Here is a 25,784-nt window from a genome sequence, read left to right as displayed (position 1 = left end):
GGCAAGCGACTTTATGCAACTTCTTCAACAAGAATATGCGCGCTGGTCTGGCGCTCGGCTTCCGCGTTGATCTGGGCGCCCAGCAGCACGATATAGGCGGAGACGAACAGCCAGAGCTGCAGGATCACCACGGCCGCGAGCGAACCGTAGGTCTTGTTGTAATCGCCGAAGGTCGAGACGTAGAAGGAGACGCCCAGCGTCGCCACCAGCCAGAACAGCGTCGCGGCGATCGACCCCACGGTCAGCCATTGCCATTGCACCCGGCGGCGATGCGGGCCGAAGCGGTAGATCAGGCCGAAGATGCTGCTGGCGAGCAGGCCGGCGCAGATCCAGGTCGCCGCCTTGATCGCGAACAGCACGCCCGGTCCCCAGTTGGTCAGCAACTTCTGGAGCAGGCCGATGATCGTCGCGGTCACGACGCCGGCGACCACCACCAGCACGGCCGAAAAGGTGATTCCCATCGATACGCGATAGAAGGCGAAGATGTTGCGCCCTTCCTTCTGCGCATAGACGATGTTGAGTGCCTCCATGATCGCGGACGCGGCGCGGGTGGCGCCATAGACTGCCAGGCCGAGTGCCAGGAACAGGCCGAACCCGATCGCGGGCTTGCGCGCGCTGACCATGCCCAGCAACTGGTCGTTGATCAGTTGGGCGGCATCGGCGGGCACGACGGTGATGATCGCCTGCATGTGGCGGGCGACGATCTGCGGGTCGCCGACCAGGCCGTAGGTGAGGACGACGGCGGCCAGCAGCGGGGCGATCGACAGGAAGGCATAATAAGCGACGCCGGCGGACAGCAGGCCCAGATGATTGGCCGACATGGCGGCATAGACGCGCTTCAATATCTCCCACCAGGCACGCGGCGGGATTTTCCATGGCGCATCGACATGCACCTGCTGGGCGATCGTTTCGGTCATGATTATCCCCTGCTGAACAGGGGTAGCGCCTGAACGGCGATAGGGTTCCCTGATTCGCCTCCCTCATGGTTTTCCCCGGTTAGGGTTTCCCGTTGTTGGAGGATTAACCTCCTTTCGCTACCAACGGCCGCTCGCAGCGAGGCGGCAGGGAGCGGACAAGTGGCGGAAAAGCGCTGGCAACAGCGGCTGAAGGGCTGGGACGGCCCGTTCACGGCACCGGTGCCGGACAGCGCGCGCGAGGCTGTGCTGGATACCCAATATCGCCGTTTCCATCAGGCGCTGCCGCTTTTGTGCCTGCTGATCATGGCCAATGCCGTCGCGATGGCGCTCGCGGTGATGGGCGATCTGCCCTTGTGGCAACAGGTGACGCCGCCTGCGCTGATCTTCCTGGCCTGTGCGATATCCCTGCTGCGCTGGCGCGGCATGCCGATCGCGACCGACGCCAGGGTGCAGGCGCGCAGCCTGAAGCGGGTCGCGCATGTTGCGACCGCGTCCGGGCTGGTGGCGGGGCTGTGGGCGGTCAACGCCTTCACTGAAACCGAAATCTATTATTGCATGGTGGCGCCGGTGTTCATCGGCATCGGCGCGCTGGTTGCGGCGACGACCCTGCTCAGCGTGCCGCGCGCCGCGATCGGGGCGATGGGCGCGGCGGTGTTGCCGATCCTGGTGAAGATGGCGCTATATGACAATCTGGGCGTGCGGGCGATGGCGGTGATGATGGCGATCGTCACGGTGATGCAGGCCAATCTGGTGCTGGGGAAGTTTCGCGAGACGGTGGCGATGCTGGTGTCGCAGCGCGAACTGGCGCGGCTGGCTGGCACCGATGCGCTGACCGGGCTCGACAACCGGCTGAGCTTCATGCGCGCGATCGAAGAACGGGTGGAGCAGGGCGCGGCCTTCAGCGTGCTGCTCGCCGATCTCGACGGCTTCAAACAGTGCAATGATCAGCATGGCCATCAGGCAGGGGATGTCTTGCTGACATCCTTGGGTGGTCGGTTGCGCGCCTTGATGCCTGATGCGGTGAGCATCGCGCGGCTGGGCGGCGACGAATTTGCGCTGCTCCATGACGCGGAAACCGATGCCGACGCCCTGCATCGGCGCATGCCGGGCATCCGGCAGGCGATCGCCGCGCCGGTGGGCTGGCAGGGGCGCAGTCTGTCGGTCGGCAGCAGCTTTGGCATCGCCACCTTCCCGCAGGACGGGGCGGAGGCCGTCGCCGTCCTGCATGTCGCCGACACGCGGCTCTATGCGGACAAGCGGCAGCGTAAAGGGCGGCGGCCCGGCGAATTGCAACGCCAGTCCGCTTAGGCCTTGATTCAAGGAATAGAGCCTGATTCACGCCATCGGTGAAAGCTCCGAGCGCTTCCACCTCAGACGATCAGGCTCTAGAAGAACTGTCCGCCCTTCATGATGCGGCGCGCGCGGCCCTGCACCGGCACCTTGTCGAACGGCGTGTTGCCGGCCGAGGCCGCCATCTTTGTCGAATCGACGATCCATGGCGCGTCGGGATCGACCAGGATCAGGTCAGCGGCGCTGCCGGGCGCGAAGCTGCCGGCATTGACGCCAAGGATCTTCGCCGGATTGGCGCTGAGCAGGGTCATCAGCCGGTTGAGGCTGACATGACCTTCGCGCACCAGGTTGAGCGAGAGCGCCAGCAGCGTTTCGGCGCCGGCCATGCCGGGCGACGCGTCGGCGAAGGGCAGGCGCTTGTCTTCCGGGCCGCGCGGATCATGGCCCGAAGTGATGACATCGATCGTGCCGTCGGCGACGGCGGCGATGCTGGCATGGCGATCGGCATCGGATCGCAGCGGCGGCGACAGGCGCGCAAAGGTGCGGAAGTCGGTCATCGCCTGATCGTTCAGGAACAGATAGGCCGGGCTGATGCCGCAGCTGACTTTCAGGCCTTCGGCTTTGGCGGCGCGGATCAGGTCGAAACCGGCCTTGGTCGTGACCAGGCGGAAATGGATGGCGGCGCCGGTTTCGCGCGCCAGCATGATGTCGCGCGCGATCGCCATCGCCTCGGCGCAGGCCGGGGCATGGGCAAGGCCCAGACGCGTCGCGGTTTCGCCACTGGTCGCCACCGCCTTGGCGGACAGGCCGCCATCCTCGGCATGGGCGATGACGGTGAGGCCCAGGCCCGAGGCGTAGGAGAGGATGCGCAGCATCACGCCCGAATCGGCAATCCACTGGCGGCCGGTGCCGACCGCCTTGGCCCCGGCGATCTGCATCAGGCCCATTTCGGCCATTTCCGTGCCCTTGAGGCCGCGGGTCGCGGCGGCGATCGGGTGGACCCAGAAGTCGGGCTTGCCCGCGCGGGTCGCTTCCCGGATCAGGCCGACCTCGTCCAGCGGCGCGCGCTGGTCGGGCATCAGCGCGGCGCGGGTAATGCCGCCAAAGTGGAAGGCCGGCTTGTCGGTGGCGAAGACGCCCAGGTCTATGAGGCCCGGCGCGACCACCAGTCCGCCGGCATCCACCTGCTGCGCGTCGGCGGGAATATCTACCGCGCCGGTGGCCAGTATGCGATCGCCCTCGATCAGGACGGTGGCGGGGGCAAGGGCATCGCCGGCCGGATCGGCCAGCTTGCCGTTGACGATTGCGATCCTGCTCATGCCCAGCCTTCCACACCGCGCGCCGTGCGCGTCAAAACATCCAGGCACGCCATGCGCACCGCCACGCCCATCGCCACCTGTTCGGTGATCGCCGACCGATCGGGATCGTCCGCCACCGTGCTGGTGATCTCGACGCCGCGGTTCATCGGGCCGGGGTGCATGACCAGGGCATCGGGCTTGGCGATCGCCAGCCGTTCGGGTGTCAGTCCGTAAAGTGCGTGATATTCGCGCGCCGACGGGATGAAGGCGCCGTCCATCCGCTCATTCTGCAGGCGCAGCATCATGACGACATCGGCGCCATCCAGCCCGTCTTCCATCCGGCTATAGGGGGTGGCGCCCAGCATTTCGACCTCGGGCGGCAACAGGGTGGGCGGGGCGACCGCACGCACCTGCGCACCGAGCGCGGCAAGGCAGAGCATGTTGGACCGGGCGACGCGGCTGTGCAGCACATCGCCGCAGATGGCGACCACCAGTCCCTCGAACCCGCCCTTGCGGCGGCGGATGGTGAGCGCATCGAGCAGCGCTTGCGTGGGATGCTGGTGCCAGCCATCGCCCGCGTTCAGCACCGGGCAATCGACCTTGTCGGCGATCAGCGCGACCGCGCCGGAACTCGCATGGCGGATGACGATCACGTCGGCGGCCATGGCGTTGAGCGTCATGGCGGTGTCGATCAGGGTCTCGCCCTTCTTCACGCTCGACTGGCCGGCGTGCATGTTGACGACGTCGGCGCCCAGCCGCTTGCCGGCAATCTCGAACGACAGCAGGGTGCGGGTGCTGTTCTCGAAAAAGGCGTTGATCTGGGTCATGCCCGCCAGCCGGTCGTCATGCTTGCGCGCCTGGCCCTTGTTGGTGCGGGCCCAATGTTCGGCCTCGTCCAGCAGGAAACGGATTTCCCAGGGCTTGAGGTCGGCGATCGACAGCAGGTGCCGGTGCGGGAACAGCGCCCGGCCAGTCAGCTCGGGCGTTGCATCAGGAATGAAGATGTCGGGCATGAGCCGGGTCTTTAGGCCAGGCTTTCGGTTGGGGCAAGGCGGGGAAAGACCCGATCAGGCCCGGCCGCGCCATTTCCCCCACAGGGCGCGATCCTTCAGCACCTCGCGTGCGGCATTATGGCCCGGTGCCCCGGTGACGCCGCCGCCCGGATGGGTGCCCGCGCCGCACATATAGAGGCCCTTCACCGGCCCGCGATACGCGCCATGCCCCAACACAGGCCGCGCCGCCCACATCTGGTCCAGCGTCAGATTGCCATGCATGATGTCACCGCCGACCAGACCGAACTTGCGTTCCAGGTCGAGCGGGGAATGGATCTGGCGGGCGATCACGCTCTTTGCAAAACCGGGTGCATGAGCCTCGACCGTGGCGATGATATGGTCGGCCGCCGCCTCGCGCTCATCGTCCCAGCTTCGCCCATCGGGCAGTTCGGGCGCGAATTGCTGGCAGAAGAGGCTGGCGACATGGCATCCCTCAGGCGCCAGGCTGTCGTCGATGGTGGACGGGATCAGCATCTCGACGATCGGCTGCTTCGACCAGCCGTCGCGCTTCGCATCCAGATAGGCGCGGTCCATATAGTCGAGCGTCGGCGCGATGATGATGCCCGACTGGTGATGCTCGCCAATGCCGGGCAGACAGGTGAAGTCGGGCAGGGCGGAGAGCGCGACATTCATGCGGAAGGTGCCCGATCCCGCCTTGAACGTCCTGATCCGTTTCAGGAAATCGGCGGGCAGGTCGGCCGGCTGCATCATCCGCTCATAGAGCAGCTTGGGGCCGACATTGGCGATGATGCTGGCGCCCATTACTTCCTCGCCGCTGGCCAGCTTCACGCCGACCGCGCGATCGCCATCGACCAGTATATGGTCGACCGGCGCCTCCAGGCTGATCTCGACGCCCATCGCCCGCACGACCTTAGCCATGGCCTGGGTGATCGTGCCCATGCCGCCGACACTATGGCCCCAGGCGCCCTTCTTGCCGTTCACCTCGCCGAACACATGGTGCAGCAGGACATAGGCGCTGCCCGGCGTGTCGGGGGAAGCGAAATTGCCGACCACTGCGTCGAAGCCGAAGGCGGCCTTGATCGCCTCGCTCTCGAACCAGCTGTCGAGGAAGGTTCGGGCCGATTTGGTGAACAGGTCGAGCACGTCGCGCTGTTGCTCGATATCGAGCCCGGCGACGCGGCGCCCCTGTTTCAGCGCCTCGACCACCATGGTCAGTCCATCGCCGACATTGGGCGGGCTTTTGAGCACCAGGTCGCGCAGCACATCGGCGACCACTTCCAGCGCGTCATAATAGGCCGGCAGCGTGGCGGCATCGCGCGCGCTGAAACGGGCAAACTCGGCCTGGGTCCGCTCCAGCCCGCCGCCCAGCTTCAGATAGCCGCCATCGGGCTGGGGCAGGAAATTGCTGATCGGCCGCTCGATCACGCGATAGCCATGATCGGCCAGCTTCATGTCGCGGATGACCTTGGGATTGAGCAGGCTGACCGTGTAGCTTGCGGTCGAGTTGCGGAAGCCGGGGTGAAATTCCTCGGTCACCGCCGCGCCGCCGACGACATCGCGGCGCTCCACCATGCGCACCTTGTAGCCGGCACGGGCCAGGTAGAAGGCGCAGACGAGGCCGTTATGGCCCGCACCGATGATGACGGCGTCATAGGCTTTGGTCACAACATATTCCTCCCCGGAAAAGCGCCGTCATCCCCGCGAAGGCGGGGATCCATCTCCAGCCATCTCCCCATAGGTGAGGTCGGGGGATGGATTCCCGCCTGCGCGGGAATGACGAGAATCATGATAGTCGAAAGACCATCCCATTTTCGGCGCGCGATGCTGGCGCGCCTGCGGAATGATGGTGCGCATCCGCGCGCAGAAATGGCGCAGCGCGACTTCCTGGTCGCTCAGGGGGCCGACGGTGAAACTGTCCGACGCCATGCCGGCCTGCACGCGGGCGACAAGCGCCGTATCCTCGGAATTGACCTGGCGGTTGACGCGCCAGTTGAGATAGCGGGCCGCCTTCATCTCCCTACGGTCGTCGGGCAGGGCGTAGCTGATCTCGCGGATCAGCGTCTGCGTCGGCGACACCGGCAGCCACTGCATGAAATCCACCTGGTCGGGATAGATGTCGAAGGCGAAATTGGGCCAGAGCTTGAAATAGGTCCATAGCCGCTGCCGATCGGGCGGAAGATGCGGGACGGCCGGCAGGAAATGCTGATAGGCGCGCTCGGACAGGTTGGCGGACGGGCGATCGAGGATCGGTCCCCACATCTTGTCGGCATAGGGGCTGGCTTCGACGCCATAGCCATCGCCCATCAGCCGCTTGAGGCCGGGATGGGCGACGGCGATGTGCAGGCCGTCGGAATAATTGTCGCCGATATTCTTCCAGTTCACCGCACGCGGGCGCAGCGTGACGCGGCCCAGCGCGCGCAGTTCGGAAAAGCGATAGGGCGCGATCTCGTCGATATAGGGCGCCATCATCTGCGCCACCGACGGTCCGCCATCATCCTCCAGCCGGACGAACAGGAAGCCGTGGAAATTCTCGATATCGACGGGGGAAAGTCCATGCCTGGACCGGTCGAGATTGCCATAGCTGCCCGCCATTGGCAGGCCCGTCAGGCAACCGTCCAGACCATAGGTCCAGGCATGGTAGGGACAGACCAGCTTTCTGGTGCGACCCGAGGGCCCGTCCACTAGGCGCGCGCCGCGGTGGCGGCACACGTTGGTAAAGGCGCGGGCTTCGCCGTCATCCCCGCGGATGACGATGATGCTCTCGCCAAGATAGTCCAGCACATGGAAATCGCCCGGCGCCGGCAGGTCGCTGTCATGGGCGACGATCTGCCAGCTCGGGCGGAAGATGCGGCGGGCTTCGACGGCGAAAAATTCGGGATCGCTATAGGTCCATGCCGGCAGGCTATAGCCCGCGTCCGGATCCGGTCCGCATCCCGTCTCGCCCATCTACCCCGCATGCCCCATTGCAGTTGTACGCTTGTATAACGAGCGGGCGGGAAATTTCCATTATATTTTTGTGACAGCTATTCTCAGCTGGTCCGTTCGGGTACTTCGCCCCAGTCGGACAGGATCGACGCGCGGCTGGCAACTGCTTCCCAGGGGAAGACGAACCAGTCCTTGGTGACGACACGGTCGATCGTGGTCGCGCGATATTCGACCTTCGCGGCCGAGCTGACATTGTCGATCAGCACGGCAAAGCGCAGATGATCGGCGGGCGCGCCGGCCAGCGCCGCGCGCAACTGGTTGATCGTGCGGCCGCTGTCATTGATGTCGTCGACGAACAGCAGGCGCGATCCTTCGAGCGCCATCGCCACCAGCTTGTCGAGCAGTTCGTCGCAAAAGCCCACGACCTGGGCCGACAGGTCGACCGACAGCATCGGCTGGCTGATGGCGTGGGACAGATAGGTGGCCGGCACCAGCCCGCCGCGCCCGACGCCGACAATATAGTCGGGCCGCCAGTCCGATTTGGCGATCGCGCCGGCCACGGCGTCGATGTGGGAGAGGAAGCTCTCCATCGGAATGTCGGTCAGGATCGGTTGGGTCATGATATGGTTGCCGTCTGCGAATCGGCCCTATCGGCCGCCTGCGCCCCATAGCGCCGTGCCAGCAGGGCACAAGCCATCAGCTGAATCTGGTGGAACAGCATGACCGGCAGGATGATCGGCCCGACGGCCGCTGCGGGGAAGAGGACGCCGGCGATCGGCACGCCCGAGGCGAGGCTCTTCTTCGAGCCGCAAAATTGCAGTACGATCGCATCTTCGCGGGAAAAGCCGAGCAGCCGGCCAAGCCCCCAGGTGAAGAGCAGCACGATCACCAGCATGGCGATGCAGAGCAGCGCGAGCAGCGCCAGCTCCGCGCGCGAGACCCGGTGCCACAGTCCTTCGACCACCGCCGCGCTGAAGGCGGAATAGACCACCAGCAGGATCGATGTGCGATCGACCCGGCCGACCAGCGTCTTGTGCCGCGACACGAAGCCGCCGATCCAGGGACGGGCAAGATGGCCGAGCACGAAGGGCAGCAGCAATTGCAGCATGATCCCCTCGACCGAGGAAAGGGAGATGAGGTTGCTGCCGCCGCGCTGCATCAGCAATGCCACCAGCAGCGGCGTCAGCACGATGCCGAGCAGGTTGGAGAAGGAGGCGCTGACGACAGCAGCGGCGACATTGCCGCGCGCAATCGCGGTGAAGGCGATCGAGCTTTGCACCGTCGATGGCAGCAGCGCCAGGAACAGCAGGCCCGCGCGCATATTCTCCGGGATCGCGCCGATCTGCTGCAGCAGGATGCCGACCAGCGGGAAGAAGAGGAAGGTCGTGCCCAGAGTCGCGAGATGGAGTTGCCAGGCCTTGGCGCCACCCCAGATCGCCTCGCGCGACAATTTTGCCCCATGCAGGAAAAAAAGCAGCACGATGCCCGCGTCCGCAACGATCGACGCGACATGGGCGCCCTGGCCGCGCGCGGGCAGGGCCGACGCTAGGGCAACGGTGCAGAGCAGCAGGACGAGGAAGGGATCGAGGATCAGGCGCAGGCGAGTCATCATGTTTCCGGGCATAGGGAAGGGGCTTGGAAAAGGATAGACGCCGCCCCATCCTCTGGGCCAACAGCCTTGGCACAGAGTATCGGGAGAGAATTTGCGTGAGCGACCATATCGCCATCATCGAGACGAACGGCGTGCTCGAAATCCATATCGACCGGCCCGACAAGAAGAATGCGCTGACCGGGCCGATGTACCGCGCGATGATTGCAGCGCTGGCCGATGCGTCGAGCCGGCCGGAGATTGGCGTGGTGCTGTTCGCGGGCCGGGGCGACGCCTTTTGCGCCGGTAATGACCTCAAGGACTTCATGGCCGGGCCGGAGGGCGGCGCTGCCGCCTTCGATTTCATCAGCGCGATTGCCGCCTTCGACAAGCCGATCGTCGCGGCGGTGCAGGGGCTGGCCGTGGGCGTCGGCACGACGATGCTGTTCCATTGCGACCTGGTCTATGCCGCGCCCGACGCGCGCTTCGTCATGCCCTTCGTCAATCTGGGCATCGTGCCGGAGGCCGGCTCCAGCCTGCTCGCGCCCGCGATCATGGGCCATGCCAGGGCGGCGGCGATGCTGATGCTGGGCGAGCCGATGGATGCGGAAGGGGCCGATCGCGCCGGTTTCGTGACGGCGATCGTGACAGGAGACGCGCTGCTCGACCATGCCCGTGCCAAGGCCGCGGCGTTGATGGCCAAGCCGCCCCAGGCGCTGATGGCGACGCGCCGGCTGATGAAGGGCGATCCGACAGTCTTGCAGGCACGCATCGCCGAAGAAGCCCGGCTGTTCCGCGAAGCGCTGGCCTCGCCCGAGGCGCAGGAGGCGTTCATGGCCTTTTTCGAAAAGCGCGCGCCGGTCTTCAAGCGGGCCTGATCGAAGCGCGGCCGGGGGAAGGGATCAGTCCTTGCCCCGTCGCTCGAACTTCAATTCGCTCACGATCACGGCGGCGATGATCAGCAGCGCGCCGGCCAGCGCCGTGGCCGGCTGGCGGTCGCCCGCGATCCGGCCCAATATCCCGGCCCAGACCGGCTCGCCGGCATAGATCAGGGTCGCGCGGGTCGGCGATACGGTGCGCTGCGCCCAGTTCATCACGAACTGGATCAGCGCCGTCATCGCGCCCAGGCCACAGGCCGACAGGATCACCGTCCAGGAAAAGGGCGGGATCGCTTCGCCCATCGGCGCCATCAGGCCGAAGGCGAGCAGCGACGTGACCGCCAGTTGCACCAGCGTGACGCGGGCAATGTCGACCTTGCCGGCCCACAGGCTGATGAAGATGATTTCCAGCGCGATCGCCAGCGTGCTGATGAGCGTCAGCGCCTCGCCCTTGCCCAGTGACAGCCCCTCGCGCGGGGCGGCGATCAGGATCAGGCCGGCAAAGGCCAGCGCGACGCCCACCCAACTGGTCCAGCGCGGCCGCCGCCGCAATATCGCCCATTGGAGGATCGGCACCAGCGGCACATAGGCAGCGGTGATGAAGGCGGATGTGCTGCTGGATATGGTCTGCAGCGCCCAGGTCTGGAGCGTGTAGCCGCAGAAGATGCCGAGGCCGATCATCGACCCGGCCAGCAGTTCGCGCGCCGTCAGGCCACGCAGCACCGGCCAGGCGAGCGGCAGCGCCAGCAGCGCCGCCGTGCCGAAGCGCATCCCCACGAAGAAGAGCGGCCCGCTCTGCTGCATGGCATGATGCACGATCAGGAAGGTCGCGCCCCACAGCACGGTGATCCCGATCAGCGCGAGTTCGGGACGGCCGATCATCAGCCGGGGCGCAGGGCTCTTGTCGAGGGCGGCATTGTGCAACATAATGCACATCGCGTTATGAGCAATATATTGCACAGTCAAGTCGAAGTCCCGCGCCCGGACGTTCTTTCCCATGTCGCGGGCAATATCCGCCGCCTGCGCGCCGCCAAGGGGCTGAGCCAGGATGCGCTGGCCAGCGCGGCCGGAGTCAGTCGGCGCATGCTGGTCGGGATCGAGAGCGGGGAGGCCAATGTCAGCCTGTCGACGCTCGACCGGTTGGCGCAGGCGCTGGACGTCAGTTTCTCGCACGTCGTGCGCGCGCCCGACATGCCCGACAATAGCCGGATCGATACCCTCGCCTGGCAGGGCGAGGATGCGCATAGCCGCGCGACCCTGCTCGGCACCGTGCCGGCCGCGCGCGAGGCGGAGCTATGGACCTGGTCGCTGGCGCCGGGTGATCGCTACCCGGCCGAGGCGGACGCCGCCAACTGGCACGAGATGCTCTATGTGGTGGAAGGGGTGCTGACGGTCGAGATGGATTCCGGCACGCGCACGATCGCGGCGGGCGACTTCCTCATCTTCAGCAGCGACCGCCCCTATGTCTTCGTCAACCGCGGAACCGACCTGCTGCGCTTCGTGCGCAACGTAGTGTTCTAGGCGGCGCGGACGAATGCCGGGAGGGGTGGGGTGCGGACTGGCCCTTATCCCGTCATGCCAGCGAAGGCTGGCATCTCAGGCCGGCGCACGCGGCATAAACGGATAGCGCTAGACGGCTGGCCTCTTTCTGCTGCCGCCTGAGACCCCAGCCTTCGCTGGGGTGACGGAGTTGGGTGGATTGCGGACTGTCGGCTTCTGGTTACTTTGCAAGAAAAGCAGCCATTCGATGGATATGAAAATATGAAAACTCTCATCGCCTCGCATATTTTCTCAGCAATAGACCCTCAAGGTGAGAAGTTCGAGATATCAATCGGCCTGGAAATTCCGGCGAAAGATCACGAAGGAATTTGGTGGTGCCCTGTGCATTTGTCCCCATTCCTGAACAAGGTCAGACCCATTGCAGGAGGAGACTCTTTCCAGTCTATTTGCTTGTCGATTGCTCTAATACGATCGGTCATCGACGACTTCGTTGAGAAAGGAGGGCAAGTTCCATCATCCTTTCATTCATCATATCCAATGGGCGTAATGTCAGAAGATTAGTGAAGCCCTAAGGCAGCTTTCAACGATTCCCGAAAGGCTCAGCGAGCAGCCGAAAATGGTCGAATTCCGACAATCATCACAGGCGTCACCCTGACGAAAGTCAGGATCCATTCTGGGCTACGGCGGATAGGGAGCGCTCAAGCGATCCAGGATCAAGCCTGTCCTGAGCCTGTCGAAGGGGCCGGCATGACGAAGATGGAAATGGCAACGCCCAGTCGCGTCCAGGCCGCCCGGATATAGCCTCGCGGCCTGAGGCCGGGCCTCCCCATGGGGAGGCCCGGCACGTCTTAATGGCTGTCGTTGCGCAGATCCTTGCCGGCCTGCTCCAGCGAGGCGCCGACATCCTGCTTGGCTTCCTGGCCCTCGCGCTTGGCGTCGTCGGCCGCCCGGTCGGTCGCGGCGCCGATCCGGTCCGCGCCATTGTCGATCGCGGCGCCCGCGCGGTCGAGGCCGTTGTCGATCTTCGCGCCAGCATCGTCGACGGCGTTGCTGACGTCATTGCCGATCGCGGAGCCGGCATTTTCCAGATTGTCCGACGCCTTTTCCGAACAGGCGGACAGGCTCAGGCCCAGGGCGGACAGGGCCGTGATGGCCAGAAGGGGTGCGCGCATGATGTCTCCTCATTGCGTTGGCAAGGCTTAGGCAGCGCCGCATCATATCTGACGCGGCGCTGCCTAATCTCTTGTTGTCGCATCGTTTTAAGCGGAAAACCGGTTCCCACTTTTCCGCACGACGCTCCTAAAAGCGCGGCAGCGGCCATAAGGTTGCGTCTTTTCGCGATCAGCCACCGCTGAGGCCGAACACCATCGACCGGTCGGCATCGGGGATCAGACCCTCCATCACCCGCCAGAAACCGGTGACCGACCCCTGTCCGGCCTGGGCATAGGCGGCGGCCATCTTCTCGCGCAGCGCGCGGAAAAGCTCGGCCTCCAGCGCGCGGCCGGCGGGGCTGAGACGCAGCAGTTTCTGCCGCCGGTCGCTGCTGCCGGGCCGAGTCTCGATATAGCCGCGCTCGATCAGGTCATTGAGCACCCGGCCGAGCGATTGCTTGGTGATTGCCAGCAGGCGCAGCAGATCCTTCACCGTCAGGTCAGGTTGGCGCGAGATGAAATAGAGGGCGCGGTGATGGGCGCGGCCCAGGCCCTGCGCTGCCAGCCCCTCGTCGATCGAGCGGGTGAGCGCGGAATAGCCGAAATAGAGCATCTCGATGCCGCGCCGGATTTCGTCCTCGCGCAGGAACAGCGGCGAAGCCGGTGCGATCTGGCTGGGCGAGGGGGCTTGGACGGACATCGGCGCGGGTTTCCGGCTGGAGGGGAGGGGCGTGGCGTTGATCCCTAAGATGGGTTGGGCGGGAAGGAAAGGGAAAGGCGAAGTCCATCGTCAGGAGGGCTTTTCTTTCGTGCATCAGCCGCTATATGGCGGTCCCGCGCTGACTTGGATCGGCGCATTGCTGGGGCGTCGCCAAGCGGTAAGGCAGCGGCTTTTGATGCCGCCATGCGCAGGTTCGAATCCTGCCGCCCCAGCCAGTTTTTTCACCCAAGTCTCTATTTTTCAGAGGTAATCAGGCTTCATCGACCAGATTGGGCTGGTGGATGTGACGACTCCCTGTGGAGAGCCCGCGGCCCGCGATTCAGAATGTCGAACGCCGCGGTGCCGTTTATTACTGGCGCCGCACCGCGCGTTTCCGCTCTCCGTTATCGACGATCGCGATGCCAGCCTGCCGCTGATCGTCCACGCCACGACGCGAGATATGCTGCTTGCCGGCTACCGGTTCCTCGTTCGCCCGGTTTCAGAGTAAATTTCGGCCTGAAAACCATGGACGCGGTCAAGGTCGAAGTCACCTGGATGAGCCGCAAGGGGCGCAAGATCCAGACCTTGCCGAACGTCGATCCGGCGAAATATGCGGGTAAATCGCTCGTCATCAGGGAGCGGTAAGTCTCGCGAGATCGGGGGCTGCGGGCAGGGCATCCGCAGCCCCCGACGCTTTCAGGTCGCGTCGAACTGGGTGGCGCCCGCTGGCAGCGAGAAGCGCTTGAGCGTGCGCGCTTCCGCTTTGGGGGCATAGATGGTCGACATGGCGATATAGTCTCCGGTTGCCTTTTCCCGCGTCAGCGTCAGCAGGATATAGCCCTTGGCGCGCTGGTCGCAAAAGGCGACCTCCGGGCTTGCCTGTTGCAGCAGATCGCCGATCGGCATTTTCGGCAGCATGTCGCCGATTGACGGGCTGCTGATCGATGATGTGCCGAACTCGACGCCGATGGCATTGCCCTGTGCATCGGCCAGTTGATTGGCCCAGAAGGCATGGCTGTCGCCGGCCAGCACCAAGGGATGGGCGCCGGCCCGGCGGATGCTCTGGTACAGCCGCTCGCGCGCGGCGGGATAACCGTCCCAGGCATCGAGGTTGAAGGGCAGGCCGGCGCGATAGCCCGCTTGCGCCAGTTCCACCTGCGCCCGCACCGACGGTTCCAGCGTCGCGACCATCGCCGCGGCCTTCTCCGCGCCGAACAGCTTGGCAAGGTCCGGGCCGTTGACCCGCGCCATCACCACCTGATTGCCCAATATCTGCCAGGGCGTGCCGGCCTTGACCGACGCGGCCAGTTCCTTTTCCAGCCAGGCGCGCTGCGGTTCGCCCAGCATTTCGCGGTCCGGCCGGTTGCGTTCGGCCAGCACCGCCGCGACTTCCGATCGGCCCGGCGTCTCCCCCTTGAAGCCGGCCTGTTCGCTGCGGGCGAGCAGGCGCGTCTCGACCATCAGCAGGGTGGCGAGATCGCCAAAGTCGAACCGGCGGTTGATCGCTTGCCAGGGATCATTGCCCTGCGGATCGCGGATTGGCATCCATTCGAAATAGGCCTGCATCGCGGCCGCCTTGCGCTTGGCCCAATCGCCCTCGGTCGCGGGCTGGTGATTTTCCGCGCCGCCGATCCAGCTGTCATTGGCGGTTTCATGATCGTCCCAGACGCAGATGAAGGCGGCACGGGCATGCGCCGCCTGCAGACTCCTGTCGCCCTTATAATGGGCATGACGGGTGCGATAGTCGGCCAGGGTCACGATCTCATGCGCGGGTTCCAGCCCGCGCCCGATCTTCTGGCCGATCTCCGCGCCATAGCCGTCGGCGCCATATTCATAGATATAGTCGCCCAGATGCACGACCGCATCGATCCGGTCGAGCGCGGCGATCGAGTCATAGGCGGTGAAGAAGCCGCCGGGGTAGAGCTGGCAGGAGACCACCGCCAGCACGGCATCGGCCACCGCGCCCCTGGCCAGGGTGCGAAAGCGGCCGACCGGCGATGGCGTGCCGTCCGCCAGTTCGAACCAGTAATGATAGTCATGGCCGGCCTTGAGGCTGCGCGGCTCGACCTTGACGGTGAAGTCGCGAGCGGCGCGCGCCTGCGCTGTGCCGCTTTCGACCGGCTTGCCGCCGGCGCTTTCGGCGACATGCCAACGCAGCGCGATCGCCGCCTGCTGCGCCGGGTCGGCCGGGGTGACGCGGGTCCACAGGATCGCGCCGCGCTCGGTCGGGTCGCCGCTGGCCACGCCATGGACGAAGCTGGCGGCGGCTTGTGTCGCCGCCATGCCGATGCCGGGGAGGGCGGCGCCCGAGCCGATCAGGCCCAGCGCCGCGCGACGGTCAAGCTTCATGCTGTCCTCGCTCATTGCGCACCGCCAAAGCGGAAGCTGGCCGACACGCCATAGAAGCGCGGCGCCCCGCCGATGAAGGTCGGCATGCCCAGGCTGTCGCCGGTATTGCCCGCATCCATGATATATTTCTTGTCGAAGGCGTTCTCGATGAAGCCCTCGATCCGCCAGGCGCCACCGGGCGCTTCATAGCCAAGCCGCGCATTGACCAGCGCATAGCTGCCCTGCCATTCGTCCTGGATATTGTCGGCGACCAGAGCGGCGGGCGGCTGCTGCAGGTCCGGGCGGTCATTGTCATCGTCGAAATAGGCCTTGGACTGCCAGGTGACGCTGGGCGTAAAGACGATGCGGCCGGGGCCGGCGGGCAGGGACGCCTGCGCACCGAAGGACGCGCTATGGTCGGGCGACAGGCGGAAGCGGTTGCCGTCGCGCACGCCCGTCTTGAAGCGGCTGTGGTTATAGGCATATGTCGCGAACAGGGTCAGCACATCGCTCGGCACCCAGCGCAGCTGGCCCTCGAAACCATAGCTTTCGGCCTTGCCGGCATTGGTCAGGACAAACTGCGTGCCTTGCTGCACCGTGGTCTGGAAATTATCATATTGGTAGAAGAAGGCCGCGCCGTCGAGGAACAGGGTGCGGTTCATCAGCGCGGTCTTGGCGCCCAGTTCGAAACTGTCGACCGTTTCGGAGTCCAGCACGGAAAAGCGGGTGGCGCCCATCGGCGCGGACGGCGCGCTGGCCGCCAGCACTTGCGGGCGACGGCCACGGGCATAGGTGGCATAGAGGCTGGTATCGGTGCCCGGCTTGTAGCGGGCGGTCAGGCGCCAGGAAAAGCCGCCATTGCTGAGCGTGTCGCTGTCGACCCCGCCATTGCCGGCGGTCGGCTGGGCGCCGAGGCCGAACATCGGCACCGGATAGGCGGCCGAGGTCGGGATGTTCGCCGCGCCGGGCACGGCCAGCGCCTGCAGCAGCGCGGTGCGCACCGCCACCGGCTGGCTCAGCGCGCCGATCAGCCCGCCCAGGATAGACCGGCCATTGTCGACCGACGACATATAGGTGCTGCGCTTGTCGTCATGGGTGTAGCGCAGGCCGCCGCCAAGCTCGAACTGGTCGGACAGGTGCAGGGTCACGTCGCCGAACAGGTCGAAGGCACGGGTGCGCGCACCATTGGTGGTGCTTTCGAGATGGTTGGACTTGAGGTTGGCGGCGATCGCCTGGGCCTGCGCGCTCGACAGCGCGACGCCATAGGCGCTGGCGACTCCCTGCAGCAGCGCGCCGGTGAAGGCGGGGCTGGCGAGCAGGGCGGCCGGCACCGGATCGGTGGCGGCGCGGCCGGGGATAGCACCGCCGCCGTTCAGCGCGCCGGCCAGCCGGGCGAGGGTGGCGCGCTCGTCAAACTGGGTGGGAACGCGCTGCGTGCCATTTTCCCAGAAATAGCTGCCGCCCAGGAATGCCGTGATCGGGCCGCTGTCATAGGTCAGGCGGAATTCCTGGCTGAACTGGCGGCCGCGCGCATCTTCCGCCGCGGTCAGCATCGGCAGGGAAATGCCGTCCGCGTCGAAGATTTCCAGCGCGTCGAAGCGGCGGAAGGCGGTGGTGGACGTGAGGTTGAACTGGTCGTTGAGCTTCAGCCTGGCGATGCCGGTGACGCCCCAGACCTGGCGATCAAGGCCTAGGCCCTTGCCACCCTCGAAGCCATCGGCCGCGGCGAGCGCGGCGCCGCTGTTGCGGCCGCGATCGCCGATCACCACGCCGGTGGCCGGATCGGTCGGGTTATAGGCGATCGACTTGAAGCCGGTGCCGCTTGGCGTGTCCTTCTGATAATTGCCGATCAGGTCGAAGCTCAAATCGCCCTTCTCGCCATGGAAGCTGCCGCGCACCGCCTTGGTGTCGGCCGAGTTGAAGTCGGCGCCGCCCAGCAGGTTTTCGGTATAGCCGTCGCGCTTGCGGATGCGGCCGGCCAGGCGGATCGCCATGCCTTCGCCGATCGGCGCATTGACCATGCCCTCGGTCAGCCAGCTGTTGTAATTGCCATAGGAGACCCGGCCCGCTGCTTCGACATTGTCGAGCTGCGCCTTGTTCTGGATGATGTTGACCGCGCCAATCAGCGCACCGCGACCATAGAGGGTCGATTGCGGCCCCTTGGCGATCTCGACCCGCTCGATATCGAACAGCTCGACATAGGAGCCGCGCGACTTGGAGATGGAAACGCCATCCTGATAGACCGACACGCGCGGCTCGTTGCTGGCGGTGCCGCTGTCCGACGTGATGCCGCGCATCACGAAGCCGGGATTGTTGGGCGACTGGTTCTGGACGTCGAAACCCGGCACGAAGCGCGACAGCGCGTCGAACTCGTAGAGGCCCATACGGTCCATCTGTTCATTGCCGACGACGCTCAGCGCCATCGGCACGTCGATCGGGTCCTGTTCGCGCAGCTGTGCGGTGACGATGATCGAATCAGCCGGGGCGGCATCGGGCGTTTCGGCATGGGCGGTTGCCGTAGCGAAAACGGGCAGGCTGATAGCGGCCAGAGCAAGAGAACGGAAGTGCATGATATTTCTCCCCTTTCGGCGCTCGGGTAGGAGGGGAGTATGAAGCGCGCATGACAGTGATGCGCAGCTTATATGACGGCGGCACTGGATGCGCTCTGCCGCCATCTGGCACCGACCCGGATCAGCCGGCAACTGGTCCGCCGCGGGGATATATAGGCGTCGCCCGGCTCAGGCCGCCGATGCAGGTCGCGTCAGCCGTTCCGCCAGGAAGTCCACGAATACGCGCAGCCGTGCCGGCACATTGGTGCCGCCCAGGAACACGGCATGGATCGTCTCGATATCGCCGGGATTATAGTCTTCCAGTAACGGCACCAGGTCGCCCGATGCCAGTTCCGGCTGGACGCTGAACCGGCCGACCCGCGTGATGCCAACGCCATCGGCCGCCAACTGCCCCAGCGTTTCGCCATTATTCGCCTCGATCGTGCCGCGCACGCTCAGCGCATAGTCACGCCCGTCCTTGCGGAAGGGCCAGACCGGTTCGGCCCGCCGGAAATTGAAGTTCAGGCAGTTATGATCGTGCAGATCCTCCGGTACGACCGGCGTGCCATGGCGGGCGAGATAGGCGGGGGAGGCGACGATGACGCGGCCATTCTCGCCCAGCTTGCGGGCGGTCAGCGGGCTGTCGGCCAGCGGCCCGAAGCGGATCGCGACATCGGCTTGCCCGCCGGCAATGTCGACCAGCCGGTCGCTCAGGCTGATGTCAACCAATATATGCGGATAGAGCTGGGCAAATTCGCCGAGCAGCGGCACGATGCACAGCCGGCCATGGGAGTGGGCGGCGCTGACCCGCAAGCGTCCGCGCGGCGCGCCGCGATCGGCGATCGTCTGTTCCGCCTCGTCCAGGTCGGCCAGGATGCGGCGCGCGCTGGCCAGATAGGCCTGGCCCTCCGCCGTCAGCGTCAGCGCGCGGGTGGAGCGCAGCAATAGCCGCACCCCCAGCCGGTCCTCGATCCGGTCGACCGCGCGGCTGACCGCCGACGGCGTCAGCCCGAGCAATCGCCCGGCGGCCGAAAAACTGCCCTCGGCCACCACGGTGGCAAAGGTTTCCAGCGCCCGCGCCCGATCGGCATGAAAGGGTATCTTTTCATCCATTGCAAAGATCCTTCGCCTTGCGCCCCTCTAAACGCGGGGAGTCCTGCCTTCCATTTATGCGTCCATCACGGAATGGAAAGGGATGACGATGGAATATCGGCAATTGGGGGCGTCAGGCCTGCGCGTGCCGGCGCTCAGTTTCGGCACCGGCACCTTCGGCGGCTCAGGGCCCCTGTTCGGCGCCTGGGGCAACAGCGACGCGCAGGAGGCGCGCCGGCTGCTCGACATCTGCCTCGAAGCCGGCATCACCCTGTTCGACACTGCCGACGTCTATTCGAACGGCGCGTCCGAAGAGGTGCTGGGCGCGGCGATCAGGGGACGGCGCGATCAGCTTCTGATCTCGACCAAGCTCGGCCTGCCGACCGGCGATGGTCCCAATGACTGGGGCGTGTCGCGCGACCGGCTGATCGGCGGCGTGGAAGCCGCGCTCCGGCGCCTTGGCACCGATCATATCGACCTGCTGCAACTTCACGCCTTCGACGCGTCGACCCCGGTCGAGGAATTGCTGGCGACGCTCGACCAATTGGTCCGTGCCGGCAAGCTGCGCCATGTCGGCGTGTCCAACTATCCCGGCTGGCAGTTGATGAAGGCGCTGGACGTGGCGGATCGCCATGGCTGGCCGCGCTTCGTCGCCCACCAGGTCTATTATTCGCTGATCGGCCGCGCCTATGAGGCCGATCTGATGCCGCTTGCCGCCGACCAGGGCGTCGGCGCACTGGTGTGGAGCCCGCTCGGCTGGGGCCGCCTGACCGGCAAGATCAGGCGCAGCAGCCCGATCCCGGAGGGCAGCCGCCTGCACCAGACCGCCGCCTTCGCGCCGCCGGTGGAGGAGGAGCATCTCTATCGCGTGGTCGATGCGCTGGACGAGATTGCGGCGGAAACCGGCAAGACGGTGCCGCAGGTCGCGCTCAACTGGCTGTTGCAGCGGCCGACCGTGTCGTCGGTCATCATCGGCGCCCGCAACGAGGAACAGTTGCGCCAGAATCTGGGGGCGGTCGGCTGGTCGCTGACCGCCGATCAGGTCGCCCGGCTCGACCGGGCCAGCTACCAGATGCCGGCCTATCCCCACGCCCCCTATCACCAACAGGCCGGTTTCGCCCGGCTGAACCCGCCGCTTGTCTGACGGGAGGAGCATCATGAAGATCAATCCACCGCTGCTCGCGCTGGCGGCCGGTGCCTTTGGCATCGGCGTCACCGAATTTGCGCCGATGGGCCTGTTGCCCGTCATCGCCACCGATCTTGGCGTCTCCATCCCCGCCGCCGGCCTGCTTATCAGCGCCTATGCGATCGGCGTCATGCTGGGCGCGCCGCTGATGACGCTGACCACCGGGCGCTTGCCGCGCCGCACCCTGCTGATCGGCCTCGCGGCCATCTTCACGGTCGGCAATCTGATCGCGGCGCTCTCCAGCAGCTATGCGATGCTGCTGTTCGCGCGCATCATCACCTCGCTCAACCATGGTGCCTTCTTCGGCGTCGGATCGATCGTCGCCGCCAGCCTGGTCCCGCCCCAGCGGCAGGCGGGCGCGGTCGCCGCCATGTTCATGGGGCTGACCATCGCCAATGTCGTCGGCGTGCCGCTGGCGACCTGGGCGGGCGAAGTCATGGGCTGGCGTTCTGCCTTCTGGGGCATTGCGGCGCTGGGCGTGCTCACCATCGCGGCACTGCGCCTGACCCTGCCCGACATGCCGGCCCCGACCGAGGGCGATGCACGGTCCGAACTGCGGGTGCTGATGCGCGGGCCGGTGCTCGCCGCGCTCGGCCTTACCGTGGTCGGCGCCAGCGCGATGTTCACCGTCTTCACCTATATCACGCCGATCCTGCGCGATCAGACCCATGGCTCGATCGGTTTCGTGACGGCGATGCTGGTCCTCTATGGCGTGGGCCTCACCATCGGCAACTGGCTGGGCGGGCGCTTTGCCGACCGGTCGGTGGACAGGACGCTGATCGTGACGCTCGCTGCGCTGACGGCGATTCTCATCGCCTTCGCCTTTGCCATGCCCTTTGCCGGGCCGACGGCGGTGCTGATCTTCCTGTGGGGGATTGCCAGCTTCGCGCTGGTGCCGCCGCTGCAGGTGCGGGTGATGAGCGCGGCGGCCGACGCGCCCAATCTGGCGTCCTCGATGAACATCGGCGCCTTCAACCTGGGCAATGCGATCGGCGCGGCGCTGGGCGGCGCGGTGATTGCCGCCGGCCTCAGCCTGCCGTTCGTCGCGATCGCCGGGGCCGCTGCGTCCAGCCTTGGGCTGATTGCGCTGCTGCTCAGCCGCCGCCGCAGCGCGCCGCGTGCCGCCACCGCCTGACGCTCACAGATAGGCGACACGGGCGGGCACGGTCACGCGGATGGTCGTGCCGGTCCTGGTGGTGGAGATGATCTCTACCGCGCCATCCATCCGCCGCGCCCGTTCGCGCATGCCGACCATGCCATAATGGCCTTCGCGCGATCCGGCCGCCAGCACCGGTTCGGACAGGCCGATGCCATCATCGATGATCGCCAGCGACAGCCGGTCGGTGCCATGATGCAGCTCGACGATGATGGTCCGCGACGCCGCATGCTGCAGGCTGTTGCTGATCGCCTCGCGTGCGATCCGCATCATCTCGTCGGCGACCGGGGCGCAGACCAGCCGCGCGGTGCCGGCCTCCTCGACGCGCCAATCCAGCCGGTCGCCGACCATCTCGTCCAACAGCGCGCGCAGACGGACCGCCATCGCCACCGGCTGCAATGCCTGTCGCAGCGAATGGACCCGCTCGCGACTGTCGACCAGCACATCCTCGGCCCGGTCGAGCGCGCCTTCCAGCTCGGTGCGGGCGCGTTCGCCGCGCGGCAGCAACTCGACCACCGCCTGGAAGCGCAGCATCAGCCCCTGGAACCCCTGCAACAGCGTGTCGTGCAGTTCCCGTGCGATCCGTTCGCGCTCGGTCAACTGCGCCTCGACCCGGCTGCGTGCCCGTTCGGTCACGACATGCAGGCGCCGGCGGTAGAGCAGCCAGCCGGCCAGCAGGATCAGGCTGATGCACAGGGTGCGGAACCAGCGCGTCTGGTAGAAGGCTGGGGCGATCTCGAACGCGAGCGCCGCGCCCTGCCTGTTCCATACCCCGTCATTGTTGGCCGCTATCACATGGAAGCGATATTGGCCGGGCGCCAGATTGGTATAGAGCGCCTGCCGCTCCGTCCCGGCATCGAACCAGCCGGTGCCGCTGCCTTCCAGCCGATAGCGGAAACGGTTCTGCGCCGCATCGGTCAGGCTGAGGGCACTATAGTCGATCTGCACCCGGCCGCTATGGGCGGGCAGGGCGATGTGGCCCGCGGCCAGCGGATAGGCCTTGCCATCGACCCGCAGCGACCGGATCGCCACGGGCGGCGGCACGCCATTGCGGGCCAGCCGGGCGGGATCGCTCCAGGCCAGCCCCTGATCGGTGGCGAACCAGAGCTGGCCGTCGCGATCGAGGGCGATGTCGTTCGCCTCGAACAGGTTGGATCGCGCCCGATAATCGCCTTCCTGGCCGACCCGCTGGTAGGGGATGGGGCGATCGGGCTGGGCAAAGCCCTTGTCCAGCGCATCGCTGCGCATCCGCACGATACCGGTCGCGCCGTTGATCCAGGTCCAGCCATCGGCGGTGCGGGCGATGCCGGTAATCCCGGCCAGATAGGGATGGGTGCGTTCGCCCAATGACTGTAACCGGCCGCCCTTCAGGCGCGCCAGCCCCTTCATCCCGCCGATCAGCCACTGGTCGCCATCGGCCCGCAGGGTCAGGATCGATCCGATCGGGCTGGTCCCGGCGGGCAGCAGCGCCGTCTCCTCGCCATCGCGAATGCGCAGCAGCCCGCGCCGGCTGCGCCCGGCGATCAGGCCGCCATGCCCATCGGCGCGCAACAGGGTGATGGTGCCGCCCGGCTGCCCCGCCGCGCCGCTCGCCGGCACCAGCCGCCCGCCGTCCAGCCGGTAGAGCCGGTCCATCCCGGTCCAGAACTGTCCGCGATCGTCGCGTGCGCAACTGACCGACAGCGGCCCTTCGACCGACGTCGTGCGGCGGACATCGCCGCGGTCGTTCAGGTCGAGCAGGAAGGCGCCTTCCAGGCTGATCGCCAGCAATTGCCGGTCGTCGCCGCACAGCACGCCAATGTCGGCGCGCGGGAAGATCAGCCGGGGCTGGCGCTGGCCCGGCCCGACGCGATAGACGCCGCCGATACCGGCATAGAAGATATGGGCCGATCGCGCCGGCGCGACGAAGCCGGTCACCAGCGCCTCCTCGCCCGCGCCGATCAGGCTGGCGGCGGCATAGCGTTCCACCCCGGTCTCGGTGCCGACCCAGATATTGCCTTCCCGGTCCTCCAGCGCGGCGAGCGACAGCGGCATGTGCCCGGCCGCGACCTCGACCTTGTCGCCGCCCGCTGGAAGCCGTGCCAGACCACCATTCTGGCCGGTGATCCAGGCCGTGCCATGGCGATCGACATGGATATGGCGGGTGACATAGGGGGTGTTGACGGGATCGAGCCGGGCCGCGGCCTGCCCGCCGGAAATCGGCCGGATGCCGTTGTCGTCCGCCAGCCAGATCCGGCCCGTCCTGTCCTCGTCCAGCGCGGCGAAAGGGGCGACCTGCATCGCCAGCGGGGCGAAGTGCGCGGCACCGGGCGCCAGCCGCAGCAGGTGCGGCGGCAGGGCGAGGTAGAGGCTGCCGTCCGACGCGGCCAGCATCGGCCCCATCATGCCGTCGGTCACGCCTTGCTGCGCGCCATAGCGGCGCCAGCGGCCATTTTGGTAACGCGACAGCAGCATCTTGCCGCGCGCTTCGGCCGCGACCCAGATCGATCCGTCGCGCGCTTCCGCGATGCCGGCCACGCCGCCCTGCGCCGGCCAGGGATTGGCGTCGCGCAGATGGCCGTCGCGATAGCGGGCGATGCCGCCGAAATCATGGCCGACCCAGATGTCGCCATTGCGCGCCGCCAGCAGGGCGGTGACCTGCAAGGATCGGCGCGGGTCGTCGCGATCGGCCAGCATGCGCTCGAACCGGATGCCGTCAAAGCGGTAGAGGCCGGTCGAAGATCCCAGCCACAGATAGCCGTCTTTGCCCTGCGCCAGCGCACGGACATTGCCCGGCGCTCCGTCCTTCAGCGTCCAGCGGCTGTGGCGCAACTGGCCGATCGACTGGCTCGGGTCCAGCGCCTGCCCCGGCTGGGCCAGCAGCATGGCCGCGATCGCCGTGATGATCGCCCGGCGCTTCATGATCTTCTGCTCGGTCGCGACATGGGGGCCTTGGGGCGGGAGGAACCGACAGCCGTAGCGCTGCGGGCCGATGCGATACAAGCCCCCCGTTAGAGGGACGCTCGCCCCCTCCATCCGGGCTTTGGGAAATCGTGACGCAGCCGCATCATTCCCGCCATGCCGGATATCGCCAGTCTCAACACGCGCCCCAACCTGCCGCATCGGCTCGATGCCGCGCCGCTTCTGGACCTGCTGACGCGGGCGCAGATGCTGCTGCATCGCGACCCCAACCGGGCGGGCCTGTGCCTCGATCAACTGCGCGACCTGCTGCGGCAGGGCACGGATGCGGACGACGGCGTCGCCATGCTGGCCCGGCGTCCCGACAGCCATTGCCCGCCGCCGACCGGCGGGCTGGCCGGCTGGCAATTGCGCAGGGTGACCGCCTATGTCGAGACCCGGCTGGGCCGCACGCTGGTGACGGAGGAACTGGCGCTGGTGGCGAGCCTGAGCCCCGGTCATTTCTGCCGCGCGTTCAAGGTCAGCATGGGCGAAACGCCGCATGCCTATGTCATCCGCCAGCGCATCCGCCGGGCACAGCGGCTGATGCTGGAAACCGGCCACAGCCTGTCGGACATCGCCAGCGCCTGCGGCCTGACCGACCAGGCGCACCTGACCCGGCTGTTCAAGCGGCTGGTCGGCACCACGCCGCTGTCCTGGCGCCGGACCTGGCAGGGATCGCCATTGGCGGCACAGGCATGAACAGCAAAAGGCTGGAGGCGTTCACCGACGGGGTGATCGCGATCATCATCACCATCATGGTGCTGGAACTGAAGGTGCCGCGCGGGGGATCGCTCGCCGATCTCGCGCAATGCCTGCCGCTGCTGATCGCCTATCTGCTCAGCTTCGTGAACGTCGGCCTCTACTGGAACAATCACCATCATCTGTTCCAGCTCAACCCGCGCATCGACGGGCGGGTGCTGTGGGCCAATCTCTTCCTGCTCTTCTGGCTCAGCCTGGTCCCGTTCGTCATCCGCTGGCTGGACGAGAGCGCCTGGTCGACCGGAGCGACGGCGGCCTATGGCATGGTGCTGGGTGCGGCGGCGATCGGCTATTTCCTGACCGAACGGGCGATCATCGCCTGCAATGGCGCAGGCTCCAGGCTCGCCCGCGCGCTCGGCATGGACTGGAAGGGGTGGGGAACGCTGGCCATCTATGGCGCGGCCATTCCCCTGAGCTTCGTCAGCCGCTGGCTGGCGGTCGCGCTCTATGTGCTGGTCGTCGCGCTCTGGTTCGTGCCCGACCGGCGGTTCGCGCGGGTCGCGCTGCCCTGATC

At 66.5% G+C, this 25,784-nt stretch carries 22 protein-coding genes and 1 tRNA gene; 9 read left to right on the top strand and 14 right to left on the bottom strand.

Going from position 1 to position 25,784, the window contains the following annotated elements:
- Positions 1-11: 11 nt before the first annotated feature.
- Positions 12-917 (bottom strand): YihY/virulence factor BrkB family protein, encoded by a 906-nt coding sequence (locus tag VHN57_RS13425; RefSeq protein WP_037517122.1) that lies wholly within the window; start codon positions 915-917, stop codon positions 12-14.
- Positions 918-1,076: 159 nt separating this feature from the next.
- Between VHN57_RS13425 and VHN57_RS13420 the strand changes: the two genes are divergently transcribed.
- Positions 1,077-2,225 (top strand): GGDEF domain-containing protein, encoded by a 1,149-nt coding sequence (locus tag VHN57_RS13420; RefSeq protein WP_278987922.1) that lies wholly within the window; start codon positions 1,077-1,079, stop codon positions 2,223-2,225.
- Between the two features lie 77 nt (positions 2,226-2,302).
- Here the strand turns inward: VHN57_RS13420 and VHN57_RS13415 are convergent, their stop codons facing one another.
- The 6 genes from VHN57_RS13415 to VHN57_RS13390 all read right to left on the bottom strand — a co-directional run bounded on the left by VHN57_RS13415 (position 2,303) and on the right by VHN57_RS13390 (position 9,052).
- Complete coding sequence (locus VHN57_RS13415) at positions 2,303-3,526, bottom strand: dihydroorotase (protein WP_423284147.1); 1,224 nt, start codon at positions 3,524-3,526, stop codon at positions 2,303-2,305.
- Positions 3,523-4,518 (bottom strand): aspartate carbamoyltransferase catalytic subunit, encoded by a 996-nt coding sequence (locus tag VHN57_RS13410; protein ID WP_097384162.1) that lies wholly within the window; start codon positions 4,516-4,518, stop codon positions 3,523-3,525. The genes VHN57_RS13415 and VHN57_RS13410 overlap by 4 nt, the downstream gene beginning before the upstream one ends.
- A gap of 54 nt (positions 4,519-4,572) precedes the next feature.
- A complete protein-coding gene (locus tag VHN57_RS13405; protein ID WP_278987338.1) occupies positions 4,573-6,183 on the bottom strand; it encodes a phytoene desaturase family protein in 1,611 nt (536 codons plus the stop codon).
- 27 nt (positions 6,184-6,210) lie between these two features.
- Positions 6,211-7,464, bottom strand: coding sequence for an aromatic ring-hydroxylating oxygenase subunit alpha (locus VHN57_RS13400; RefSeq protein ID WP_278987337.1), 1,254 nt, complete (start codon positions 7,462-7,464; stop codon positions 6,211-6,213).
- A gap of 83 nt (positions 7,465-7,547) precedes the next feature.
- Complete coding sequence (locus VHN57_RS13395; protein ID WP_125987611.1) at positions 7,548-8,063, bottom strand: phosphoribosyltransferase; 516 nt, start codon at positions 8,061-8,063, stop codon at positions 7,548-7,550.
- On the bottom strand, positions 8,060-9,052 hold the full coding sequence (locus VHN57_RS13390; RefSeq protein WP_278987341.1) for a bile acid:sodium symporter family protein: 993 nt from the start codon (positions 9,050-9,052) through the stop codon (positions 8,060-8,062). The genes VHN57_RS13395 and VHN57_RS13390 overlap by 4 nt, the downstream gene beginning before the upstream one ends.
- A gap of 98 nt (positions 9,053-9,150) precedes the next feature.
- Between VHN57_RS13390 and VHN57_RS13385 the strand changes: the two genes are divergently transcribed.
- The gene (locus tag VHN57_RS13385; protein WP_069338547.1) at positions 9,151-9,909 is read left to right on the top strand and encodes an enoyl-CoA hydratase; all 759 of its coding nucleotides are present in this window, start codon (positions 9,151-9,153) and stop codon (positions 9,907-9,909) included.
- 24 nt (positions 9,910-9,933) lie between these two features.
- On the opposite strand, the gene VHN57_RS13380 is transcribed toward VHN57_RS13385, so the two are convergent.
- Positions 9,934-10,836, bottom strand: coding sequence for a DMT family transporter (locus VHN57_RS13380; RefSeq protein ID WP_010336335.1), 903 nt, complete (start codon positions 10,834-10,836; stop codon positions 9,934-9,936).
- Between the two features lie 27 nt (positions 10,837-10,863).
- Here VHN57_RS13380 and VHN57_RS13375 point away from each other — a divergent pair, with 27 nt between their 5' ends.
- Both VHN57_RS13375 and VHN57_RS13370 read left to right on the top strand, forming a co-directional pair.
- The gene (locus VHN57_RS13375; protein ID WP_423284143.1) at positions 10,864-11,430 is read left to right on the top strand and encodes a helix-turn-helix domain-containing protein; all 567 of its coding nucleotides are present in this window, start codon (positions 10,864-10,866) and stop codon (positions 11,428-11,430) included.
- 240 nt (positions 11,431-11,670) lie between these two features.
- A complete protein-coding gene (locus VHN57_RS13370) occupies positions 11,671-11,970 on the top strand; it encodes a hypothetical protein (protein ID WP_423284141.1) in 300 nt (99 codons plus the stop codon).
- 287 nt (positions 11,971-12,257) lie between these two features.
- On the opposite strand, the gene VHN57_RS13365 is transcribed toward VHN57_RS13370, so the two are convergent.
- A complete protein-coding gene (locus VHN57_RS13365; protein WP_423284139.1) occupies positions 12,258-12,581 on the bottom strand; it encodes a hypothetical protein in 324 nt (107 codons plus the stop codon).
- A 169-nt stretch (positions 12,582-12,750) separates the two neighbouring features.
- Positions 12,751-13,260, bottom strand: a complete 510-nt coding sequence (locus VHN57_RS13360) for a MarR family winged helix-turn-helix transcriptional regulator (RefSeq protein ID WP_037512438.1) — start codon at positions 13,258-13,260, stop codon at positions 12,751-12,753.
- A gap of 161 nt (positions 13,261-13,421) precedes the next feature.
- Here VHN57_RS13360 and VHN57_RS13355 point away from each other — a divergent pair.
- Positions 13,422-13,496: transfer RNA gene (locus VHN57_RS13355), tRNA-Gln, on the top strand.
- Positions 13,497-13,956: 460 nt separating this feature from the next.
- Here VHN57_RS13355 and VHN57_RS13350 read toward each other — a convergent pair.
- The 3 genes from VHN57_RS13350 to VHN57_RS13340 form a co-directional block, all read right to left on the bottom strand.
- Positions 13,957-15,609 carry an alkaline phosphatase D family protein gene (locus VHN57_RS13350; protein WP_423284137.1) on the bottom strand — a complete coding sequence of 551 codons (1,653 nt, stop codon included), beginning with the start codon at positions 15,607-15,609 and terminating at the stop codon, positions 13,957-13,959.
- 11 nt (positions 15,610-15,620) lie between these two features.
- Positions 15,621-18,158 (bottom strand): TonB-dependent receptor, encoded by a 2,538-nt coding sequence (locus VHN57_RS13345; RefSeq protein WP_278987564.1) that lies wholly within the window; start codon positions 18,156-18,158, stop codon positions 15,621-15,623.
- A gap of 168 nt (positions 18,159-18,326) precedes the next feature.
- A complete protein-coding gene (locus VHN57_RS13340) occupies positions 18,327-19,250 on the bottom strand; it encodes a LysR family transcriptional regulator (protein ID WP_017499799.1) in 924 nt (307 codons plus the stop codon).
- Between the two features lie 88 nt (positions 19,251-19,338).
- Here VHN57_RS13340 and VHN57_RS13335 point away from each other — a divergent pair, with 88 nt between their 5' ends.
- Both VHN57_RS13335 and VHN57_RS13330 read left to right on the top strand, forming a co-directional pair.
- The gene (locus tag VHN57_RS13335; protein ID WP_069336484.1) at positions 19,339-20,373 is read left to right on the top strand and encodes an aldo/keto reductase; all 1,035 of its coding nucleotides are present in this window, start codon (positions 19,339-19,341) and stop codon (positions 20,371-20,373) included.
- Between the two features lie 13 nt (positions 20,374-20,386).
- A complete protein-coding gene (locus VHN57_RS13330; protein ID WP_423284135.1) occupies positions 20,387-21,550 on the top strand; it encodes an MFS transporter in 1,164 nt (387 codons plus the stop codon).
- A 3-nt stretch (positions 21,551-21,553) separates the two neighbouring features.
- On the opposite strand, the gene VHN57_RS13325 is transcribed toward VHN57_RS13330, so the two are convergent.
- Positions 21,554-24,553, bottom strand: coding sequence for a ligand-binding sensor domain-containing protein (locus VHN57_RS13325; RefSeq protein ID WP_423284133.1), 3,000 nt, complete (start codon positions 24,551-24,553; stop codon positions 21,554-21,556).
- Between the two features lie 75 nt (positions 24,554-24,628).
- Between VHN57_RS13325 and VHN57_RS13320 the strand changes: the two genes are divergently transcribed.
- Together VHN57_RS13320 and VHN57_RS13315 are read left to right on the top strand one after the other, a co-directional pair.
- Positions 24,629-25,210 carry a helix-turn-helix domain-containing protein gene (locus tag VHN57_RS13320; protein WP_278986035.1) on the top strand — a complete coding sequence of 194 codons (582 nt, stop codon included), beginning with the start codon at positions 24,629-24,631 and terminating at the stop codon, positions 25,208-25,210.
- Positions 25,207-25,782 carry a TMEM175 family protein gene (locus VHN57_RS13315; RefSeq protein ID WP_017499794.1) on the top strand — a complete coding sequence of 192 codons (576 nt, stop codon included), beginning with the start codon at positions 25,207-25,209 and terminating at the stop codon, positions 25,780-25,782. The genes VHN57_RS13320 and VHN57_RS13315 overlap by 4 nt, the downstream gene beginning before the upstream one ends.
- Positions 25,783-25,784: the final 2 nt, after the last annotated feature.

This window comes from Sphingobium salicis subsp. salicis, assembly GCF_049472635.1.
Lineage (GTDB): Bacteria > Pseudomonadota > Alphaproteobacteria > Sphingomonadales > Sphingomonadaceae > Sphingobium > Sphingobium yanoikuyae_A.
The sequence above is the reverse complement of the archived record's forward strand: the minus strand, read 5'-3'. Positions and strand labels throughout refer to the sequence as shown.

Excerpts from the sequence above, each read along its gene's own strand:
- VHN57_RS13425 (WP_037517122.1), bottom strand. The coding sequence starts at position 917 with ATGACCGAAACGATCGCCCAGCAGGTGCATGTCGATGCGCCATGGAAA.
- VHN57_RS13415 (WP_423284147.1), bottom strand. The coding sequence starts at position 3,526 with ATGAGCAGGATCGCAATCGTCAACGGCAAGCTGGCCGATCCGGCCGGC.
- VHN57_RS13410 (WP_097384162.1), bottom strand. The coding sequence starts at position 4,518 with ATGCCCGACATCTTCATTCCTGATGCAACGCCCGAGCTGACTGGCCGG.
- VHN57_RS13400 (WP_278987337.1), bottom strand. The coding sequence starts at position 7,464 with ATGGGCGAGACGGGATGCGGACCGGATCCGGACGCGGGCTATAGCCTG.
- VHN57_RS13395 (WP_125987611.1), bottom strand. The coding sequence starts at position 8,063 with ATGACCCAACCGATCCTGACCGACATTCCGATGGAGAGCTTCCTCTCC.
- VHN57_RS13390 (WP_278987341.1), bottom strand. The coding sequence starts at position 9,052 with ATGACTCGCCTGCGCCTGATCCTCGATCCCTTCCTCGTCCTGCTGCTC.
- VHN57_RS13380 (WP_010336335.1), bottom strand. The coding sequence starts at position 10,836 with ATGTTGCACAATGCCGCCCTCGACAAGAGCCCTGCGCCCCGGCTGATG.
- VHN57_RS13370 (WP_423284141.1), top strand. The coding sequence starts at position 11,671 with ATGAAAACTCTCATCGCCTCGCATATTTTCTCAGCAATAGACCCTCAA.
- VHN57_RS13365 (WP_423284139.1), bottom strand. The coding sequence starts at position 12,581 with ATGCGCGCACCCCTTCTGGCCATCACGGCCCTGTCCGCCCTGGGCCTG.
- VHN57_RS13360 (WP_037512438.1), bottom strand. The coding sequence starts at position 13,260 with ATGTCCGTCCAAGCCCCCTCGCCCAGCCAGATCGCACCGGCTTCGCCG.
- VHN57_RS13350 (WP_423284137.1), bottom strand. The coding sequence starts at position 15,609 with ATGAAGCTTGACCGTCGCGCGGCGCTGGGCCTGATCGGCTCGGGCGCC.
- VHN57_RS13345 (WP_278987564.1), bottom strand. The coding sequence starts at position 18,158 with ATGCACTTCCGTTCTCTTGCTCTGGCCGCTATCAGCCTGCCCGTTTTC.
- VHN57_RS13340 (WP_017499799.1), bottom strand. The coding sequence starts at position 19,250 with ATGGATGAAAAGATACCCTTTCATGCCGATCGGGCGCGGGCGCTGGAA.
- VHN57_RS13335 (WP_069336484.1), top strand. The coding sequence starts at position 19,339 with ATGGAATATCGGCAATTGGGGGCGTCAGGCCTGCGCGTGCCGGCGCTC.
- VHN57_RS13330 (WP_423284135.1), top strand. The coding sequence starts at position 20,387 with ATGAAGATCAATCCACCGCTGCTCGCGCTGGCGGCCGGTGCCTTTGGC.
- VHN57_RS13320 (WP_278986035.1), top strand. The coding sequence starts at position 24,629 with ATGCCGGATATCGCCAGTCTCAACACGCGCCCCAACCTGCCGCATCGG.
- VHN57_RS13315 (WP_017499794.1), top strand. The coding sequence starts at position 25,207 with ATGAACAGCAAAAGGCTGGAGGCGTTCACCGACGGGGTGATCGCGATC.